Below are 18011 nucleotides of genomic sequence, written 5' to 3' on the forward strand. Positions count from 1 at the left end.
GTTACACATTATATTTTCTTTGTTGCCAAAGAAGATAGATTACTGGAATGACAATCAAGGTAAGTACTGTCGCACTGAGCATACCCCCAACCATTGGGGCCGCAATGCGTCGCATGACCTCAGAGCCTGTGCCTCCTAAGAGCATAATAGGTAATAGACCGCCGATAATGGCAGTTACCGTCATGATTTTAGGGCGAAGCCGTAAAAGAGCACCGGCCACTACCGCATCAAAAACATCCGCTCGAGTCAGGGCACGCTGCTGCTGTAACGCCTCTTCCCTTGCTTTTTCCAAGGCCTGGTTAAGAAATACAAGCATAATGACCCCAGTTTCTGCAGCGACTCCAGCTAGGGCAATAAAACCAATGCCGACCGCGACAGAGAGATGATAGCCTAATAAATACAAGAGCCAAATGCCCCCGACTAACGCTAAGGGTAATGTCCCTAAAATAATCAGAACCTCAGCTAATCGACCAAAATTAAGATACAGCAAAAAGGCAATAATTGCTAAGGTTAATGGGGCTACCAAAGAAAGGCGTTGTTTGGCGCGTTCCAAATATTCGTATTGACCAGACCAAGTTAATGAGTAACCCGCGGGTAATTTCACTTGACTCTGAACAGCATCCTGAGCTTCTTTAACATAAGAACCTAGATCGCGTCCGGCAATATCAATGTAAACCCACCCATTAAGCCTGGCATTTTCACTGCGAATCATGTCGGGGCCTTCGGTAATTGATAAAGAGGCAATTTCACTTAACGGAATCGTGGCACCCATTGGCGTGACAATAGGCAATAAACGAAGCTTTTCTAAGGAATCGCGAAGGTCGCGAGGATAACGAAGATTTACAGGATAACGTTCGCGTCCCTCAATGGTTTGGGTTACATTCATGCCACCGACGGTTGTTTCAATAATTTCTTGAATGTCCTCAACATTTAATCCATAACGAGCCGCTTTAAGACGGTCTATATCAATGGTGATGTAATGGCTGCTTGCAACGCGCTCTGCAAAAACAGACGTGGTGCCGGGAATTTTTTTCAAAATGATTTCCAGTTGTTCCCCAATGGATTGAATGGTATTTAAGTCAGGCCCCGCAATTTTAATACCCACTGGAGTTTTTATCCCTGTGGCCAACATATCAATACGGGTTTTGATGGGCATGACCCAGGCGTTGGAAAGTCCCGGCAATTTAAGCCGTAAAGACAACTCTTCGCGCAATTTATCCATGGTCATTCCTGGGCGCCATTCGTTATGGGGTTTAAATTGAATGGTTGTTTCAACCATAGATAAAGGTGCTGGGTCGGTGGCAGTTTCTGCTCTGCCTATTTTACCAAACACCGTTTTGACTTCTGGGACAGTCGCAATAAGTTTATCGGTTTGTTGGAGTAGTTGTTGTGCTTTTCCGATGGAGATTCCAGGAAATGTTGTGGGCATGTAAAGTAAATCTCCTTCATCAAGTTCCGGCATGAACTCATTACCCAAATAATGAAGGGGTAAAAAACCAAGAAAGACAATTAGAGCGGCTAGGGCTAAAATCATTTTTGGGGCTTTTAAACTGGCATATAACACCGGTTGATACAATGCAAGTAACATTCGGTTAATAGGATTTTCATGTTCTTGTTTGATTTTACCCCGGATAAAATAGCCCATGAGTACGGGAACTAAAGTAATCGAAAGAAGAGCGGCTGCGGCCATCGCATAGGTTTTGGTATAGGCAAGAGGGGCAAACAATCGTCCTTCCTGTGCTTGTAAACTGAAGACCGGTAGAAAGCTAATGGTAATAATGAGTAAGGAAAAAAATAAAGGAGGCCCTACCTCAAGTGAGGCTTGTTGCATGATGTGCCAACGATTCTTTTCTGTAAGGGGTTCATGCTCGAGGTGTTTATGTGCGTTTTCAATCATCACGATGGCGGCATCAACCATGGCGCCAATGGCAATGGCAATTCCTCCTAAGGACATGATGTTGGCATTAATACCTTGAAGGTGCATGACCATCAACGCCAATAAAATTCCAATAGGTAAGCTTATGACAATGATTAAGGAGGAGCGAAAATGAAATAAAAAGACGATACAAATAAGCGACACCACAATAAACTCTTCAATCAATTTATCTTGCAGGGTATTAATGGCACGCTGAATTAAGCTTGAGCGATCATAAGTCGTACTAATTTCTACCCCTTTGGGTAGACTTGCTTGCAATTGTTTTAGTTTTTCTTTCACATTCGCGATGGTTTGCATGGCGTTTTGCCCAAAGCGCATCACGATAATGCCACCTACAGCTTCACCTTGACCGTTGAGCTCGGTAATTCCGCGGCGCATTTGTGGGCCTAATTGCACTTGAGCGACTTCTTGTAACAAAATAGGAATGCCATTTTTACCAAGTCCTACGGGAATTTGCTCCATATCTTTTATGGATTTTAGATAGCCCTTGGCGCGTATCATGTATTCGGCTTCACCCATTTCAATGGCAGAGCCGCCTGCTTCGCGATTGCTGCGTACCACGGCTTGTTTTACTTGTTGAAGGGTTAATCCGTAAGCGCGTAAACGGTCAGGATCTAAGGTTATTTGATATTGTTTGACCATGCCTCCTGCGGTCGCTACCTCAGCTACACCAGGCACTTTTTGTAATTCATATTTCAAAAACCAATTTTGCAGACTGGTTAATTGGGCGAGGTCGTGTGTTCCTGTGCGATCCACTAATGCATATTCATAGACCCAACCCACACCAGTTGCATCAGGACCTAAAGTGGGCTGGGCACCTAGGGGTAGGCGATTGGTAATTTGGCTTAAATATTCCAAAACCCGTGAACGGGCCCAATATAAGTCAACCCCATCTTGGAAAATAACATACACATAAGATACTCCAAAACCCGATTCACCACGTACCGTCACCGCACCCGGTACTGCCAACATCGCAGTGGTTAGAGGGTAGGTTACTTGGTCTTCAACGATTTGTGGCGCTTGACCTGGGAACTCTGTTTTGATGATGACTTGCACATCAGACAAATCAGGAATGGCATCGACTACAGTATGTTTTACTGTATAGATTCCCCCCAGTATGAGCATGCCGGTCATTAATACAATTAAAAAGCGATTTTTAATCGACCAGCGAATAATGGCAGCTATCATTTAGAGTTATCGTCCTTGGGTAATTTTTTTATCTTAGTAATCATAAAATCAGTGTTCTTTTTTTCTAAATCAAATTGAATCGAGTCACCGATTTTAAGCTCATCAAATACAATGTCTTGTGCTACTGAAAAATTCATTTCCATGGCAGGCCAATTTAAAGAGGGAATTGCCTCGTGTTGAATGGTGAGCGAATGATTGGCAAAATTTATCTTTTTTATAATCCCGACTCCTTCAACGGATGTATTAGAGGTAGCACTGGATTTTTGATTCTTTTTGTCTTGGTTCGGTGTTTGTAACCGTTCAAGTCCTGCTTTTAAATTGGACTCGGAATCAAGAAGAAATTGTCCAGAAACAACCACCTGTTCGCCTCGTTTCAATCCGGAGATAATTTCAACTTGGCTTTCTGACTCCATACCCACGGTTACAGGACGAACTTCAAATCGTCCTTGGGCTTGCGCCACGATTACGCGATCACCTTGGCTGCTTCTTATTAATGCTTCGATGGGAATATGAAGCACATTGGCTTTAGGTTGGGTAAGAATGGTAATACTCACATACATATTAGGCTTTAACTGATTATCCGAATTTTCAAAGCGAAATCTGACTTTAACAGTGCGGGTCGTGGTGTCTAATTGCGGATAAATGTACTCTACAGCACCTTTCCATTGTTTATTAGGAAAAGCAGATATTTTTGCGATGGCACAATCCCCAACATGCACCCAACTGGCTTGTTCTTCAAAAATTTGAGCAATCATCCACACACTAGCAAGATCTACAAGGCTCATCATCTCTAAATCTGGAGTGACTCGCATGCCTTCACGAATATTAAGTTGGGCGACAATGCCATCTTGAGGTGCATAGATAGCGACTAATTGATTGGCTTTATGAGTTGTTTTGATTTCTTGAATTTGTTGTTCGGAAATATGTAACGACTGTAATTTTTTATAAGAAGCATTGATTAAGACCGGCTTTTTGTTCTCTAAAGCAATTAAGTATTCTTCTTGAGCAGTTACTAATTGCGGCGAGTAATACTGTAATAGAAGTTGGCCTTTTTTTACCGTCTCACCTACTGTTTTAACCACGAGATTTTTTACCCAACCATCAGCATAGGTATGAATATGACCAATTTTGTTTTCATTAGGCTCCACATAACCCACCGTATCAATTTGCTTTGCCAAATCACTTTGCATCACAGGTGCAAGACGAATGCCTAGATTATTGCTCACGACAGGAGAGATTTGCACTGTCCCATCATTTGGATGTTCATCAGCATAGACCGGAGTTAATTCCATTCCCATGCGTGATTTTCCAGGTCCTGGGTAGTGAATGGTGGGCTCCATGGAATCAATCCAATAAAGCGGTTTTTTTTCTTCTTTGGCCATGGATGCTTTTTTATTAGTGGCATCTGTTGACCATCGCCCAAGAACAATGCCTAAAATCAGAACAACGAGTGCAAAAGTGACTAATTTTTTGTTCATGTTGGGGTTCCTTCGAGATAGAGCAAGGTTGCATGAGCTTTTAAGCGCTCTACTTGCAGTTGAATGTGCTCTAATTGAATGGTCAATTCACTGCTGTAGGCGCGTAATACGGTGGTTAATTCGGTCGTAGCATTTTGATAAGCGAGTAATGCCGCCTTAGCATTTTGCTTGGAATCTGGAATTAATTGCTGGTTGTATAAATGTTCTCGCTCTAAAAGATGTTTCCAGGTGGTATATTGTACATTAAGAGATTGCAGCAAATCACGATAATGAATGTGTCTGTCCATTTGAGTTGCATTTAATTTATTGAGGCTTGCATTGAGTTGTCGGTCTTGGCGGTTTGCCGTGAAAAAAGGCAAATCCATAGTCACTTGAGCCGTCAGCATATCAGAGCGTGGTGTTCCATCAGGCATTCTACCTTGTCTTAGTCCATAACCTACACCCAATTGCCATCCCGGTTTATACTGCTCTTTAGCATAAGCGACTTCGAAAGAGGAGGCTTTGATATTTGCTGCATCTGCTTGTAATAGAGGATGTTTCATAAGGCTGTCTTGTAATTTTGCCATGGAAGGCAGGGCAGGCCAACGGGGCATGGACAGTGCTAAAGGACGATTGACGTTATTCATGCCAATCCAACGACCCAGTTGTGCTTTCAAAATTGCAATTTGCTGCTTGTTTTGAATTATTTGATTCTTCAGTTTTGATAGTTCTAACTGAACTTGCACTACATCGGTTTGGTTGATTTTTCCTGTGCTGTATTGAGACTCTGTTACTTGCAGTAACTCTTTATAAAGTGATTCATTGGTCTTTAGGGTGTGTAGCGCTTGGGACCAGTAATACAACTCCAACCAAACTTCACGCACAGTACGAATTAACGTCAGTTTTTGTTCTGTTATCTTAATCAGTTCGGTTTTGGCTAATGCGCGCGTTTGTTGGGATTTCATTTTGAGCGATCTACCGCGTGCAAATTGTTGCTGGAGTCCAACTTGTACCATCGTCATTTCGTCTTGAGTAAAACTAAAGGTATCGGTTGGAACATTAATAGTCCCTGCGGCTAATTGGGGATCGGGTAGTTGTCCGTCTGCGATTGATTGCTGTCTTAGGGCTTGGCTGTTTGCGTTTAAACGTTGTAGCTCTGGAGATTGGTTAATTGCTAGATGTTCTGCTTCGGTTAGAGTCAGTGGTCGGTTTTGTGCAAAAGCAAAGGGTGCTATTCCCCAAAAAAGGTATAACATTGCTGCAAAGAATCGAAAGACACCTTTTGTTTTCATGTACTGACCTTAAAAATTAACTGTCTAATAATAGTAGTGACACGGTACAATATAAAGAGTGCCCTCAGTTGTTTTATAGATAATTGGGTTTTCCTGCATATCAAGCCCAAACTGGCAATGATCAATCATCAGTACTCATCTCCTTCGTCTCTTGCAATGCAAATGCATAAGTGAATAACCCTATTGTGGCTATAAAAGCTAATGAAATAAATCCCACATCTGGTTCTGGTTAAGAACCTCCAAAAATGATCTGGTCTAATATTGAGTAATTTCAATATTAGATTATATCTATTTTTCTGGTTCCAGGTTTCTTTCTGAAAACCATGAACGTTGTAGCCAAAAGGCAACATCCACTAACAAAATAAGAACAGGTACTTCAACCAGTGGGCCAATGACTGTTGTAAAAGCAATGCTAGAATTTAGTCCGAAGGTAGCAATTGCTACAGCAATAGCCAGTTCAAAATTATTACTGGCTGCTGTAAAAGACGCTGCTGTTGTTTTTTCATAGTTAGCACCAACGAGTTTGCCCATCGCAAAACTGATAAAGAACATCACAATAAAATAAAGTGTTAATGGAGTTGCAATACGAATCACATCCAAGGGAAGTTGTAAAACCATAGCCCCTTTCAAAGCAAACATTGACAATATCGTAAAAAGCAGAGCAACTAGGGTAATAGGAGAAATTTTTGGTAAAAAATGGGTTTCATACCAAGACAGCCCTTTTTTCTTTATCAATACAAAGCGAGTTAGAAATCCAGCAAAAAAGGGAACTCCAAGATAGATAAAGACACTTTCAGCAATGGTCATAAAATCGATGTGAATTATTTGGCCAGTCATGCCTATCAGAGGAGGCAAGACCGTGAGGAAAAACCAGGCATAGATACTAAAAAACAACAATTGAAAAATGCTATTAAACGCGACTAAGGCTGCAACATATTGATTATCACCCTCAGCCAGCTGATTCCAGACAATGACCATGGCAATACACCGCGCTAACCCAATGAGAATGAGTCCAGTCATATATTCAGGGTAGCTATGCAAAAATAAAACAGCAAGCCCAAACATGAGGAATGGACCAATAAGCCAATTTTGAATTAAGGACAATAATAAAATGCGCCAATCTCTAAATACCAGCGGTAATTCTTCATATTTCACTCGGGCCAGAGGAGGGTACATCATTAAAATCAATCCAAATGCGATAGGAATATTGGTGGAGCCAATAGATAATGAGTTGATAAATTGTGGTGTTTCCGTAAAGAGTGAACCGATACCAACACCTGCGGCCATGGTCAGGAAAATCCAGAAGGTTAAATACCTATCTAAAAAAGAAAGGCGATGGGTGCTACAAGTGTTCATGATAGCAACTCCTTTTCTATCCGTTGTTTCAGTTGATTAAATACCTCCTCAAATGCGGCATTAATTTCCATTTCAGAGCCTTCTGCTTTAGCAGGATCAGGAATACTCCAATGGAGTTTTTTCGGGTGACCAGGGAAAATGGGACAACTTTCGCGAGCGGCCTGATCACAGACGGTAATCACTAAATCAATAGACTCTGATTTAAACTCATTCCAGGATTTACTACGAGGCGCATTTGGCTTTATGCCATGATTGGTAAGCGTTTCAATTGCTTTGGGATGTATGTTTCCAGTCGGGAAACTACCCGCGCTAAAGGCTAGATGGCGGCCATTGGAGTAATGATTGGTTATAGCTTCGGCCATAATAGACCGACAAGAATTACCTGTACAAAGAAATAATAATCTAATTGGCTTAGTATTCATCAGCCACAGCATCCAGTTGCTTTTGACTTGGTATCACAGCAAGAAGTTGTTGTGTTTTTTTCTGGTATACAACAAGAGCTTTCAGTTGAATCTCCACCCGAAAAAAATTGTACATCTTGCATGGTATGATAGGCTTCCCAGACGATTCCATTTGGGTCATTGACCCATGACTTCTCTGATTTGGCATAACAACAGGTTGTTTCACCCTCACTATGCATAGAAATATTGGCTTCTGAAAATTGTTTTCTTAATTCCGCTAACTCAACGGCATTATCTACTTGAATACCTAAGTGCTCTACCCCATGTTTGTCAGCACGCGTTGAAATTGCAAAATTGATGCGCGGATCTTCCAGCATCCATTTGGCATAATCAGATTTCACTTTGACAGGCTCAGCTCCAAACAAAGCATTATAGAAACGGATGCTCTCATCAAGGTTGCTCACACCAATATGAATATGAAAACGCTTCATGATTTACTCCTTAGTAGAAGGACAACAACTATTTAACTCAATAACGAGACAATTTTTTGTATCGGGTTGTTGAATTCTGACTTGTTGTTTGCTGCAACAATCCTGAACAAGAAAGGCGATAAAATCCCGCATTAATTCAAAATTTGCTGAATAAAAAACATAACGTCCTTTACGGCAAGAGGTTACAATTCCAGCATGAGACAAGTGGCTTAGATGAAATGACAAGGTATTGTGTAAGATACCTAATTCATCGCCAATTGCACTTGCTGATAACCCTTCAGGTCCCGCCTGAACAAGTAATCGAAAAACTTGCAAACGGGTTTCTTGCGAAAGAGTATCAAATATTTTTATAGATTCTTTTGTGTCCATAATTCCAGAATAGTCGAATAATTAAATTTAGTCAAATGTATTAGGTGCGGCAATCCAAAAATGATCTACATAGAGTACATTAAAATAATTTGCTTCTACGTTCTAATAATATAACGTCTCTCCAAACACCATTTAACTGACCTAACTTTTCTCTAAAACCAATTTCACGAAAACCAAGTTTTTTATGAAGTATGAGACTTGCTGAATTTTCAGGAAAGATCCCAGCCTCCAATGTCCATATTTTATTTTTCTCTGATTCGGAAATAACTTTCGAAAGAAGTAAACTGCCAATCCCCTGATTTTGATTATATTTAGATACATAGACACTAACTTCAGCTACCCCAGAATATACACAACGATTTGATATAGGGCTTAACATTGCCCTACCCATCATTTGTGTGGATGTTGCTACAAATCTACATATGGTTAAATGGGTTTTATCCCATTCATGCCACTTTGGAGCAGCTGTTTGAAAAGTTGCATTTTGAGTGGCTATACCTTCTAAATAGATATTTTTAACCTCGTTCCAATCAGAAGACAGCATTGTTCTTATAGTAGTTGTCATAGTTCACTCAGCTAGATAAACCGTTGAAGTATTTTTATAACTTTGTCTTATTGGAGTCAATCAGCGCAGGATTTGTCCTTGCATTCAAAATATTCGAGATGCTGTTGATAATTTATATTCAGATAGGAGGCAGTTTCTGGGGTATTCTTAAAATACCCCATAATAGAAAACAACGGAGCGTTTCTATAAAATTCAGCAGTCCATTTAGAGTAATTTTTCTTCATTTGGTGTAAGCTCTATTTTATTATCATTAGGACGATCGCTATGACAGATAAAATACGTGGAAAGGTAAAATGGTTTAATAAAGATAAAGGATTTGGCTTTATTGAGAGTAGTGGCAAGGATTATTTTGTGCACTTCAGTGCCATTCAGGGTAGCGGTTTTAAAAATCTTCATGAAAATTCTAGTGTTCTATTTAAAGTGGGTAAAGGCCAAAAAGGCTTGCAGGCAGAAGAAGTTGAGATTGCATGATAATTTATTATTTTTTTATCTATTGAAGAAATATTTAAATGAAGGAGTCGTTTATGGAACGAATGACAGCAGTGGTAACAGGAGGTACCGGTGGGATAGGTTCTGCAATATGCCAACGTCTTGCAGCTGATTACCAAGTCATTGCATGTTATTTTAAAAATGGCAAACATGACGAAGCAAAACGATGGCAAGAAAGTCAGAGAGAGGCCGGCTATGATGTGGATATTCTCTATGGTGATACGACTCAATTTGCTGATTGTGAAAAACTCACTGATTTATTGATGGAGCGCTATGGACGTATCGATGTTTTGGTCAATAATGCGGGGATCACATGCGATACGACTTTAAAGAAAATGACCTCCCAACAATGGCAACAGGTTATTGATGCCAATTTGACCAGTGTATTTAATATGACGCGTAATGTGTTACCCGCTATGCTTGCTCAAGGCTATGGTCGAATTATTAGTATTTCATCGATTAATGGTCGCAAAGGCCAATTTGGGCAATGCAATTATGCTGCAACCAAAGCAGCTCTTTTTGGTTTTACCAAAAGTTTAGCGTTGGAAGTAGCTAATAAAGGAATTACAGTCAATACCATTTCTCCAGGATATATTGAAACGCCCATGTTAGCTTCTATCAAAGAAGAGATTCTCAATGCAATTGTTACTTACATACCCGTTGGTCGATTAGGTAAACCTGAAGAGGTAGCTGATGCAGTCACATTCCTTGCAGCTCCCGAAAGAGGCTTTATTACTGGCGCTAATCTAGATATTAATGGTGGGCAATACATGTAAAGAAGATGAATCCATATTTATCTTGTGTTAATTATTATTTATTTTACTATTTCACGGCCTGGAGTGTACCACAACTTGCTGATTATATAGAAAAAACTCATTCGGGACTTCGAGGATTTACAAGACCAAATTGTTTAGCATGAGGCAATTGTACGAAATCTATTAGGATGACAAAATTGTCTCACCAGTGGCGAGACAATTGCCCTGGACTCACAATCTCATCATTCTTAGTCAAGGTGAAAATAGACAAGAGCGTGAATTTTATATACAGAATGAGTGAGGTAAATAAAGGGAAGGTAAAAGGTCGATTGCTCGCCTAAACTTATAATTGGAATTAACTAGTTAGGTCAAATAAGGATTGGCAACTAAGTAAGAAAAAAATGCCATAGCCATTTAGCAACTAGGGTAATAACTATTACCCACAAGAGCACAATAATTGACGCAACCACCCAGTTTTTTGGTAATAACTCACCTTTATCAATAGAAATATCTGCAAGCCGATTGCAGTCATTCCAAACCTCTTGAGGTATTAGTTTAATCGCTAAGTAAATTCCTAAGGGGATAATGATTAAATCATCTAGTAATCCTAGAATAGGAATGAAATCAGGAATTAAATCAATTGGGCTCAAAGCATAAGCGAGAGTCATTAGTACAACTAATTTAGCTTTCCTATTAACTCTAGGATCTCGTTTAAGAAAATATAATATCCAAACATATTTCTTCATGGATACCACTACTTTATTTGAATTATTCATACAGGTGATAATCTCCTAAATAGAGGCCATGGAGCATAGTGAACAAGTTGTATTCAACCCAGAAAAAGTGATTAATGAGATGATTTGAGGTATAAATAGAATTGTATTTACCCGTCAACATATTGAAAACCTGTCATGGATGATGCTTCCTGCTATTGGCATGATGAACCATGGTGAGTGGCTTTTGATAAAATTATATGTTGTTTCAGGATAAATTACACATCAGTTTAAGATAAATTACCAACCTGTATGATGTAACCATAATTGTGAGATAATGTTCCGTGCTTCTTCGTCAAGAATGAAAATTGCCTGCACGAAATTAGGGCACTGAGCCTGGACTAAAAGTTCCTGACCACAGTCAGGATCATAAAACGAATACATTAAACCAAGTAAAACTTGTTTGCCATGACTGTAGCTGCCAATTGCATTTTTGATAAACTGGTAGTTTGGCTCTAACTGCCATTTTTTCTGAGCCATATCAAGAGATGAGGCTTTTATATTAAAAAATTCAGCTCCTACTTTTTTAATCCCTTTCTTCCAGGCAGAAACAAACAACTCTTCTGTCATAAAGCACCTTGGTTTAAAAGATGTTCAATTATATTCCATACATAAATTTTCTTCCACATTCCGGTGATTACTGCTCAGAGTGCAACTTTGATTAATAAAAAATAGTCCCCCATAGTCTGGAATGTAGCTTTAATCCATTATTTAAATGGTATCTAAGCATTAAAACCTCATATCAATATTTAAAATATTGTAATCCCATTAAAATGCTTTATTTTCAACAAAATATTACTTGTTTTTTTTCTTGACTGAATATTTGAATTTTACAATAGCAAGATTAACTTCTATGCTAGCTTCAGTTTCAGATGTGTCGAGGTCATCAGGAACTACTAGATCTGAAATTAAATCACCTGTTTTTTGCATGAGCTCTTGATACTTTGGTGAGTTTTGTGGGGTTTGTGGTATTGCTTTAATAGTGCGTGATATTTCTCTTACCTTTGTGAAGGTATCGATGATAGCTAGGGTAGTTTCTGTGGCTTTTGGGCTTTTTAATATAGTCGCTAGCATATAAAGGCCTTTCTCTGTGAAAGCCTTAGGCAAATTAGGTGAAAATTTTAGAGAAGTTAGGTGGTCGCAATTTGCGACTACCTCCTGTTTTTCTTGTTCGGTAAGTTCAACCAAATAACCTTCAGGAAATTTTTCTGGATTTCTGCTTACAGCTTCGTTAATTCTTTTAGTTTCTACACCATATAACTGAGCGACATCACTATCTATAATGACATGTTTGTTTCTGATTTCGATTATTTTATCTTCTACGTCTAATTGGCTGATATTCATTATTAAATCCGGGGTTAAAGCTTGATACACCATTATAAGGCGCGCTGAGTTTTTATCCCAGAAAAATTTATAAAAACAGGGGAGATTTAAGTTGGTGTAGGATGTGTTAATATTTGGGGTAGATAACGTACCTTATCTACCCCAAATAGGGTATTATTGAAAAAACACTCATGGAGAAGGCCTTGAATTTCCTGGATGACCAAAATGACAAAAATCGAAAGTTTGGGGTAGATAAGGTTTTTCATCCCTTGGATGTTCATTTTGATACCAATTCTTTGTCGGCCTGGTTGTCATTTTATTTTCAGGTTCATGTCAAAGGCGCACCTGAAAAAACAGTTCAGGCGAAACAAAAAGACTTATCTAAATTTTTAAATTTTTTCCAGGTCGAAGTAGGGCATGACCAGGTGGACAATTGGACACCAGCAGTCAGCAAACAATTTCAACGCTCCTTGTGTAATACCATTTCTGAGAAAACCGGTAAAGGATACAAGGCGACTTCCATAAATCGAACCATGGCAACCATTCGTCATGCAGGCCGATGGCTTTACCAACAAAGACCCTTAATAGCTGGTGATCCGTTATCTGGGGTTAAGGATTTACAAACCGATGCGCCAGAATGGAATGGTTTAAGTTCGAAACAGCTTATGCGTTTAAAAGCAGCCTGTGAGCAGCGTGCCAAAATGTGTACTCGAAAAAATCAAAATGCATTACTGGAGACGGCAGTCTTTTATGTATTGTTAGGAACTGGCTTGCGGGAATCTGAATTGGTCTCATTAAATATACACCAGTATCATTCAAAAGGGTTTCATTCTGTTGTTCGACATAAAAGTAAACGGGTGACTACTAAAATTGCGTTACCGCAAGAAGCCAGAGAACATTTGGATAATTATTTAAAGAGCCGAGTTTCAGAGCCTAACGAACCCTTATTTATAAATAGGGCAGGGAATCGTATTAATACACGGAATATTTTTCGAATATGTCAGCGTGTTTTAAAACAAGTGCTTGCACTTTTACCCGAAAATGAGCGATTTGAATTTACACCCCATAAACTTCGACATACTTTTTTAAAGAAAGTGACCGACAAGCATGGAGTGCATTTTGCGCAAGAGTTGAGTGGGAACGTTTCTATTAAAGAAATTTTTCGATACGCCAAGCCCAGCCAAGAAGAAATGCAGTCAACAATTGAAGATCTTTTTGCATAAAGTGAATGCCCTACTAAAAATTCACTTTACATAATTATGAAATATGACGAATTTTATCGCCATATTTCAGCTAAGTTAACATCTTCACTATCTGGTTGATGCTGTCTTTCCAATTTGTCTACTTGGACTACGAGTGGCAGATTAAAAGATGTACCTGTTATTATACAGCAGCCTTTTGCTAAGTTTGGGATCATACCTTTTGATAATGTATCTAACGTGCTTATAGTATTATCTAGTAAAAATAAATCTTTATCATTTACGAGGCGATGTATAAAAAAATTATGAATCTGAGACATTATTGTTGCGGAAATATCGGCGGGTCGTTGGCTTGATAATGTCAAAAAAACACCAAATTTACGTCCTTCTTTAATTATTTCTTCAAATAATTCCAAACGATAATCTTTCCAGCTTTCTTGTTCACGTGTTGACTGCAGAGATAAGACATTATGGGCTTCATCAATGATTAAATGTAAAGTCTTTTCCGGTGGGCTGTTAACAGTTTTTTTATGAGATTCATAATAGTATTTAGCTAAAAGTAGAGGAATAATTTTTTTAATATCTTGATTGCATTTTCTTAATGATATGATTTTCAAAAAGTGAGTATTATGCTTTTTCGAAGAAACAGATAAAGTTTTTTCCAAGTCTTTTACTGTAGATTCTATTCTTTTTAATAATGGTTGTATGTGCTCAAATTGAAAATGACTTGAAGTTAAATCATTAGTTAACTGTAAATGAACACGAATAATTAGCTCTTTAAAAAAATCAATATTTTCAATCGTTATTTTATCAACATTGGCCTTCATTATTAGTTTATAAGACTCTTCACTACCATTGAAGTGTTGGTTACTATCAGTAATAAAATGTTCCTGAGTAGAGTGCCACGATATTTTATTTAGAAACTCTTCCATATCCTTATTATTAATATTTACCATTGCAGTGAGAAGTAAATCTTTAACTTCCTTTTTTTGGGATGATGCGGAAAATGATTTTTTAAAGGTGTATTTTATATAGGCGAGAAGATTACTATTAGTGTCTTCGTCATAATATTTTTTCCAAGAATTAACTAATCTATCTAGGAAAGGCTTTTGCGTATTTGAGGTTGCTTTAAATAATAAGCCTAATACTTCTGAATCCAATAAATTCTCTGGACTAATGGGAAATTTATTTTTTTCCCTTCCAGTTCCTCGAGTATTTAAATGGTAAACGGTTTTGTCTTTTTCTTGGACCAGCTGATCATTCGTATATTCACCATTGAAATCGATTAATATGAATTGGCTTTTATTTTTAATTTCATTTAATTTTGAATTAAATAAAGTTGTATATAACTTTGCTAAAGTATTCGACTTACCACTTCCGGTATTTCCAAATATACCAATATGTGTGTTGAACAGTTTTTCCCATTGAAGATAGACAGGTATATTTTCTTTTAACATTTTGCCAATAACAAGATCATGATTTGCCATGTCATTATGATAGATTTTAGATATTTCTTCTTCAGAAATAAGAAACACCGGATCTTTAATCATGGGTAAAAATTTAATTCCTTCGGTAAAAATATCTTTTTTAAAGTAACCAATAGGTTTAACTTCTACCTTTCTTATATATGTGATTTTGTTGCTCTCTGCCTCAAATCTAGATTCGTCAAGAAATTCCCCTTCAACAATACAGGCAATATTTATAAACCCCCTTTGAATAATTAAATGTTCTCGAATAGATACACCTTTAAACTTATTCCCTTTATAAAATATAGTATCTTTACTTGATTCATCGAAAATTTTTAAAATTATTTTTATACCGTGCACCGCTATAACCTCACCTACTAAAATGGTCATTATTGTCTCTCTGGGTTATTGGGTTCCAAAGTGAAAACATTGGTATTAAATATTTCAAAATTTAAATTTTCCTTGCAGGAAATAAATTGTATGTTCTTATATCCAAGAAACTTTTTTTCCAGATTCTTTTTTTCTTGATCATTAAAACAGCAAACGAATAACTGCAGTAGATGATTTGATAAAGAACGTTTAATCAAATTAAGTATATGTTCATCAGCAAAAGAAAAACCAAATGAGATAAGTATGGTATGATCCTTTTCAAGTTCATAACTTAAAGCCCTGAGCATTTGATAATAATGTTCCTCAAATACCGTTTCATGAAACTTCCACTTTTCAGGATTAACAATAGGTATTTTTTTGTATTCCTGCCAGAACTGTTGTTCCAAATCATAACTTAAATCATCTAAGCGCATAGAGTTTAAAGATGAAAATTCTGATTTATCAGAAGAAATTATGTCTGTGAATTGATCTAATAGAGGACTCATTTGAGTAACAATTTGGCCTATTTCTGAAAATTTACCTGATGATTGATAATCGACAATTATGCGATCATCTTCTTTCTGCCAATAAGCCGAACCATGTAGATGAATTAGATTTATTTGAGGTACATCGATATAATTTTTCTCAAAAATTCCTGTCTGGCATAAAAATGTATTAAAGTTTTTGGCTTGTAAATATTTTTTTCTAAACCCTCTTGTTCCATCATTTAAGATAAAATCGCGTTGCCCTTGTTTTAATATTTCTTCCGATGAAAGAGCTATACATCCATCATAGTTTGTTGTAAAAATATTACATCTTCGTTTAGGCGATGTGCGTTTATATAAAATACTTAAAATCGTATGGATAAAATTACTATATTGCAGTATTACATTTTGTTTGGAAGTCTCTAAATTATGTATACAAAATTCTAAAACAGGTTTTATACATGATTTAAAATAATACATAAATAGTAAAGTTTTTAGTTTAGGTTGATTTTGGCTTTCAAATTTTTCCGCTAAAGTTTCGATAGTGAATCGGTTACCATTCTCGCCTTCTAACATTAATTCCAAGGTTGGGAATAAGCCATAAGAGGCTCCCGCACCAAGGAGTATATTTATATTTTTATCATAAATATATTCAATGTTTATTTGGCTTTCCATTGTATATCCTTTCACAATTAATTCAGTTGATTATAGCAGGAGATATGGCTAGTTTTAATTATTCAATTAACATTCAATATACTTATATAAACATGTCATGGTTAGTCTCTAATTAATAAGCATATACTTTCAGGAACAACCCCATTAGGGTTGACAAATAACCCCTTTGGGGTCATAATGTCATTATGAAAATAATAAAAAAATTACAAGTTGTGGTTGAAACGGCTGAATATTTAAAGCAAGCAGAATCTTGTATGGATAAGAAAAGCAGAGAGGACTTTGTAAGTCATATTGCTCAAAATCCTACGGAAGGAGATCTCATCCCCGGCACTGGTGGGGCAAGGAAGATTCGTTGGACAACTGATAGTAATCAGGGTAAGAGTGGTGGTGCTCGAGTTATATACTATTATCATAACCAAAAAATACCCATTTTTTTATTTACTGCCTACGGAAAGAGCAAGAAGGAAAATATTTCCGAAAGCGAGAAGAGCATATTAAAAACCATTATTAAATCTATTGTTAAGGTTTATGGGGAGGTTGAACATGAGTGATTTAGGTGAAAGTTTAATTCGCGGCGCCCAAGAAGCTCTTGAGTATGCCAAAGGTAATCAGGAAGGCGCAGTTACACATGAAGTGCTGGTTCCTACTCAAGTAGATGTTATGGCTATTAGAAAGAAAATGCATATGAGCCGACAAAAATTTTGTGAAGAATTCGGGTTCAGTGTTCGAACATTAGAAAAATGGGAGCGGGGTGAACGAACGCCGGAATCATCTGCAAGAGCTTATTTAACTGTTATTGCAAGCAACCCTACCGCTGTTATTAACGCGTTACATAAAACAAGTTGCGACAGAGGATAGGGCATAAGAAGCCGCCACCTATTGATCTATTATAAACCCGATCTTGACTTGGTAATGCATTTGCATTGCGATATATTATATGAGGTATTTAGGAGAGAAATTGTGGCCAACCTATTACACATTGAATCTACTTTAACAGATAGATATCAAATTATTATTCCTGATACTGTTCAGCCTGATGGGCATGTATTCCTTTCGAAAATGGAAGAAAATCAAGATGCCTACTATAGATAATTTTCTGGATTCTATAGCTGAAGATATAAGAAATAACCCCCAGCATTTAACTTCAATAAATAAAACATTATTCAATCGAATTGAATCATTTCTGAATGGTGTTGAATTTGATTTGAATGAAATGTTATTAGATGAGGAAGAAAAAGAATAACCAAAGATTGAGGATAAAACCTTTGGAAAGCCTCTATGAATAATCCACTCATCATTAGTGATTGGATTATACTGGCACATCCTCTTTTTATAAATCAAATTGCTTCTCTGGTAGAAGAAGTAAGGGAGTTAAAGTCAAAAGATCCATAAATTATCGTTCAAAATCAGCAACCAAAAAAT

21 protein-coding genes are annotated in these 18011 nt (G+C 37.4%); 8 read left to right on the plus strand and 13 right to left on the minus strand.

All coding sequences use genetic code 11. The annotated features are described in order from the left end of the window. Nucleotide 1 precedes the first annotated feature (1 nt). The 8 genes from ACF8MK_RS17120 to ACF8MK_RS17155 all read right to left on the minus strand — a co-directional run bounded on the left by ACF8MK_RS17120 (nt 2) and on the right by ACF8MK_RS17155 (nt 9055). Nucleotides 2-3124, minus strand: a complete 3123-nt coding sequence (locus ACF8MK_RS17120) for an efflux RND transporter permease subunit (RefSeq protein WP_058478584.1) — start codon at nt 3122-3124, stop codon at nt 2-4. Next, nucleotides 3121-4602, minus strand: a complete 1482-nt coding sequence (locus ACF8MK_RS17125) for an efflux RND transporter periplasmic adaptor subunit (protein ID WP_078061483.1) — start codon at nt 4600-4602, stop codon at nt 3121-3123. The genes ACF8MK_RS17120 and ACF8MK_RS17125 overlap by 4 nt, the downstream gene beginning before the upstream one ends. After that, nucleotides 4599-5873: a TolC family protein gene (locus tag ACF8MK_RS17130; protein ID WP_058478583.1), complete on the minus strand. Its 1275-nt coding sequence runs from the start codon at nt 5871-5873 to the stop codon at nt 4599-4601. The genes ACF8MK_RS17125 and ACF8MK_RS17130 overlap by 4 nt, the downstream gene beginning before the upstream one ends. A 288-nt stretch (nt 5874-6161) precedes the next feature. Beyond that, on the minus strand, nt 6162-7229 hold the full coding sequence (gene arsB / locus ACF8MK_RS17135) for an ACR3 family arsenite efflux transporter (RefSeq protein ID WP_058478582.1): 1068 nt from the start codon (nt 7227-7229) through the stop codon (nt 6162-6164). Beyond that, nucleotides 7226-7651 carry an arsenate reductase ArsC gene (locus tag ACF8MK_RS17140; protein WP_058478581.1) on the minus strand — a complete coding sequence of 142 codons (426 nt, stop codon included), beginning with the start codon at nt 7649-7651 and terminating at the stop codon, nt 7226-7228. Before ACF8MK_RS17140 ends, arsB begins: the two co-directional genes overlap by 4 nt. Beyond that, nucleotides 7651-8121 (minus strand): ArsI/CadI family heavy metal resistance metalloenzyme, encoded by a 471-nt coding sequence (locus tag ACF8MK_RS17145; RefSeq protein ID WP_058478580.1) that lies wholly within the window; start codon nt 8119-8121, stop codon nt 7651-7653. Before ACF8MK_RS17145 ends, ACF8MK_RS17140 begins: the two co-directional genes overlap by 1 nt. 3 nt (nt 8122-8124) lie before the next feature. Continuing rightward, entirely contained in the window at nt 8125-8490 is a 366-nt protein-coding gene (locus ACF8MK_RS17150; RefSeq protein WP_058478579.1) for a helix-turn-helix transcriptional regulator, read from the minus strand. 79 nt (nt 8491-8569) lie between these two features. After that, a complete protein-coding gene (locus ACF8MK_RS17155) occupies nt 8570-9055 on the minus strand; it encodes a GNAT family N-acetyltransferase (RefSeq protein ID WP_058478578.1) in 486 nt (161 codons plus the stop codon). A gap of 264 nt (nt 9056-9319) precedes the next feature. Here ACF8MK_RS17155 and ACF8MK_RS17160 point away from each other — a divergent pair, with 264 nt between their 5' ends. Further along, nucleotides 9320-9526, plus strand: coding sequence for a cold-shock protein (locus tag ACF8MK_RS17160; protein WP_058478577.1), 207 nt, complete (start codon nt 9320-9322; stop codon nt 9524-9526). Nucleotides 9527-9579: 53 nt separating this feature from the next. After that, a complete protein-coding gene (gene phbB, locus ACF8MK_RS17165) occupies nt 9580-10320 on the plus strand; it encodes an acetoacetyl-CoA reductase (RefSeq protein ID WP_058478576.1) in 741 nt (246 codons plus the stop codon). A gap of 365 nt (nt 10321-10685) precedes the next feature. Here the strand turns inward: phbB and ACF8MK_RS17170 are convergent, their stop codons facing one another. The 3 genes from ACF8MK_RS17170 to ACF8MK_RS17180 all read right to left on the minus strand — a co-directional run bounded on the left by ACF8MK_RS17170 (nt 10686) and on the right by ACF8MK_RS17180 (nt 12416). Next, nucleotides 10686-11075 carry a YkvA family protein gene (locus ACF8MK_RS17170; protein WP_058478575.1) on the minus strand — a complete coding sequence of 130 codons (390 nt, stop codon included), beginning with the start codon at nt 11073-11075 and terminating at the stop codon, nt 10686-10688. Between the two features lie 237 nt (nt 11076-11312). Then, the gene (locus ACF8MK_RS17175) at nt 11313-11642 is read right to left on the minus strand and encodes a hypothetical protein (protein ID WP_058478574.1); all 330 of its coding nucleotides are present in this window, start codon (nt 11640-11642) and stop codon (nt 11313-11315) included. A 225-nt stretch (nt 11643-11867) separates the two neighbouring features. Next, complete coding sequence (locus ACF8MK_RS17180; protein ID WP_058478573.1) at nt 11868-12416, minus strand: ORF6N domain-containing protein; 549 nt, start codon at nt 12414-12416, stop codon at nt 11868-11870. A 182-nt stretch (nt 12417-12598) separates the two neighbouring features. Here ACF8MK_RS17180 and ACF8MK_RS17185 point away from each other — a divergent pair, with 182 nt between their 5' ends. Continuing rightward, nucleotides 12599-13618 (plus strand): tyrosine-type recombinase/integrase, encoded by a 1020-nt coding sequence (locus ACF8MK_RS17185; protein ID WP_058478648.1) that lies wholly within the window; start codon nt 12599-12601, stop codon nt 13616-13618. Between the two features lie 53 nt (nt 13619-13671). Here the strand turns inward: ACF8MK_RS17185 and ACF8MK_RS17190 are convergent, their stop codons facing one another. Both ACF8MK_RS17190 and ACF8MK_RS17195 read right to left on the minus strand, forming a co-directional pair. Further along, entirely contained in the window at nt 13672-15450 is a 1779-nt protein-coding gene (locus ACF8MK_RS17190) for an ATP-binding protein (RefSeq protein ID WP_058478572.1), read from the minus strand. Further along, on the minus strand, nt 15450-16589 hold the full coding sequence (locus tag ACF8MK_RS17195) for an SIR2 family protein (RefSeq protein ID WP_058478571.1): 1140 nt from the start codon (nt 16587-16589) through the stop codon (nt 15450-15452). The genes ACF8MK_RS17190 and ACF8MK_RS17195 overlap by 1 nt, the downstream gene beginning before the upstream one ends. 185 nt (nt 16590-16774) lie before the next feature. Between ACF8MK_RS17195 and ACF8MK_RS17200 the strand changes: the two genes are divergently transcribed. The 5 genes from ACF8MK_RS17200 to ACF8MK_RS17220 all read left to right on the plus strand — a co-directional run bounded on the left by ACF8MK_RS17200 (nt 16775) and on the right by ACF8MK_RS17220 (nt 17981). Then, nucleotides 16775-17140, plus strand: a complete 366-nt coding sequence (locus ACF8MK_RS17200; RefSeq protein WP_058478570.1) for a type II toxin-antitoxin system RelE/ParE family toxin — start codon at nt 16775-16777, stop codon at nt 17138-17140. Continuing rightward, nucleotides 17133-17447: a DNA-binding transcriptional regulator gene (locus ACF8MK_RS17205; RefSeq protein WP_058478569.1), complete on the plus strand. Its 315-nt coding sequence runs from the start codon at nt 17133-17135 to the stop codon at nt 17445-17447. The genes ACF8MK_RS17200 and ACF8MK_RS17205 overlap by 8 nt, the downstream gene beginning before the upstream one ends. Nucleotides 17448-17549: 102 nt before the next feature. Further along, nucleotides 17550-17681 (plus strand): hypothetical protein, encoded by a 132-nt coding sequence (locus tag ACF8MK_RS17210; RefSeq protein ID WP_261341902.1) that lies wholly within the window; start codon nt 17550-17552, stop codon nt 17679-17681. Beyond that, nucleotides 17665-17832: a type II toxin-antitoxin system PrlF family antitoxin gene (locus ACF8MK_RS17215; protein WP_230849074.1), complete on the plus strand. Its 168-nt coding sequence runs from the start codon at nt 17665-17667 to the stop codon at nt 17830-17832. The genes ACF8MK_RS17210 and ACF8MK_RS17215 overlap by 17 nt, the downstream gene beginning before the upstream one ends. A 35-nt stretch (nt 17833-17867) precedes the next feature. After that, nucleotides 17868-17981 (plus strand): type II toxin-antitoxin system YhaV family toxin, encoded by a 114-nt coding sequence (locus ACF8MK_RS17220; protein WP_147286496.1) that lies wholly within the window; start codon nt 17868-17870, stop codon nt 17979-17981. The last annotated feature ends 30 nt before the right edge of the window (nt 17982-18011 follow it).

The sequence above is a fragment of the Legionella sp. 227 genome, from assembly GCF_043161935.1.
Lineage (GTDB): Bacteria > Pseudomonadota > Gammaproteobacteria > Legionellales > Legionellaceae > Legionella > Legionella sheltonii.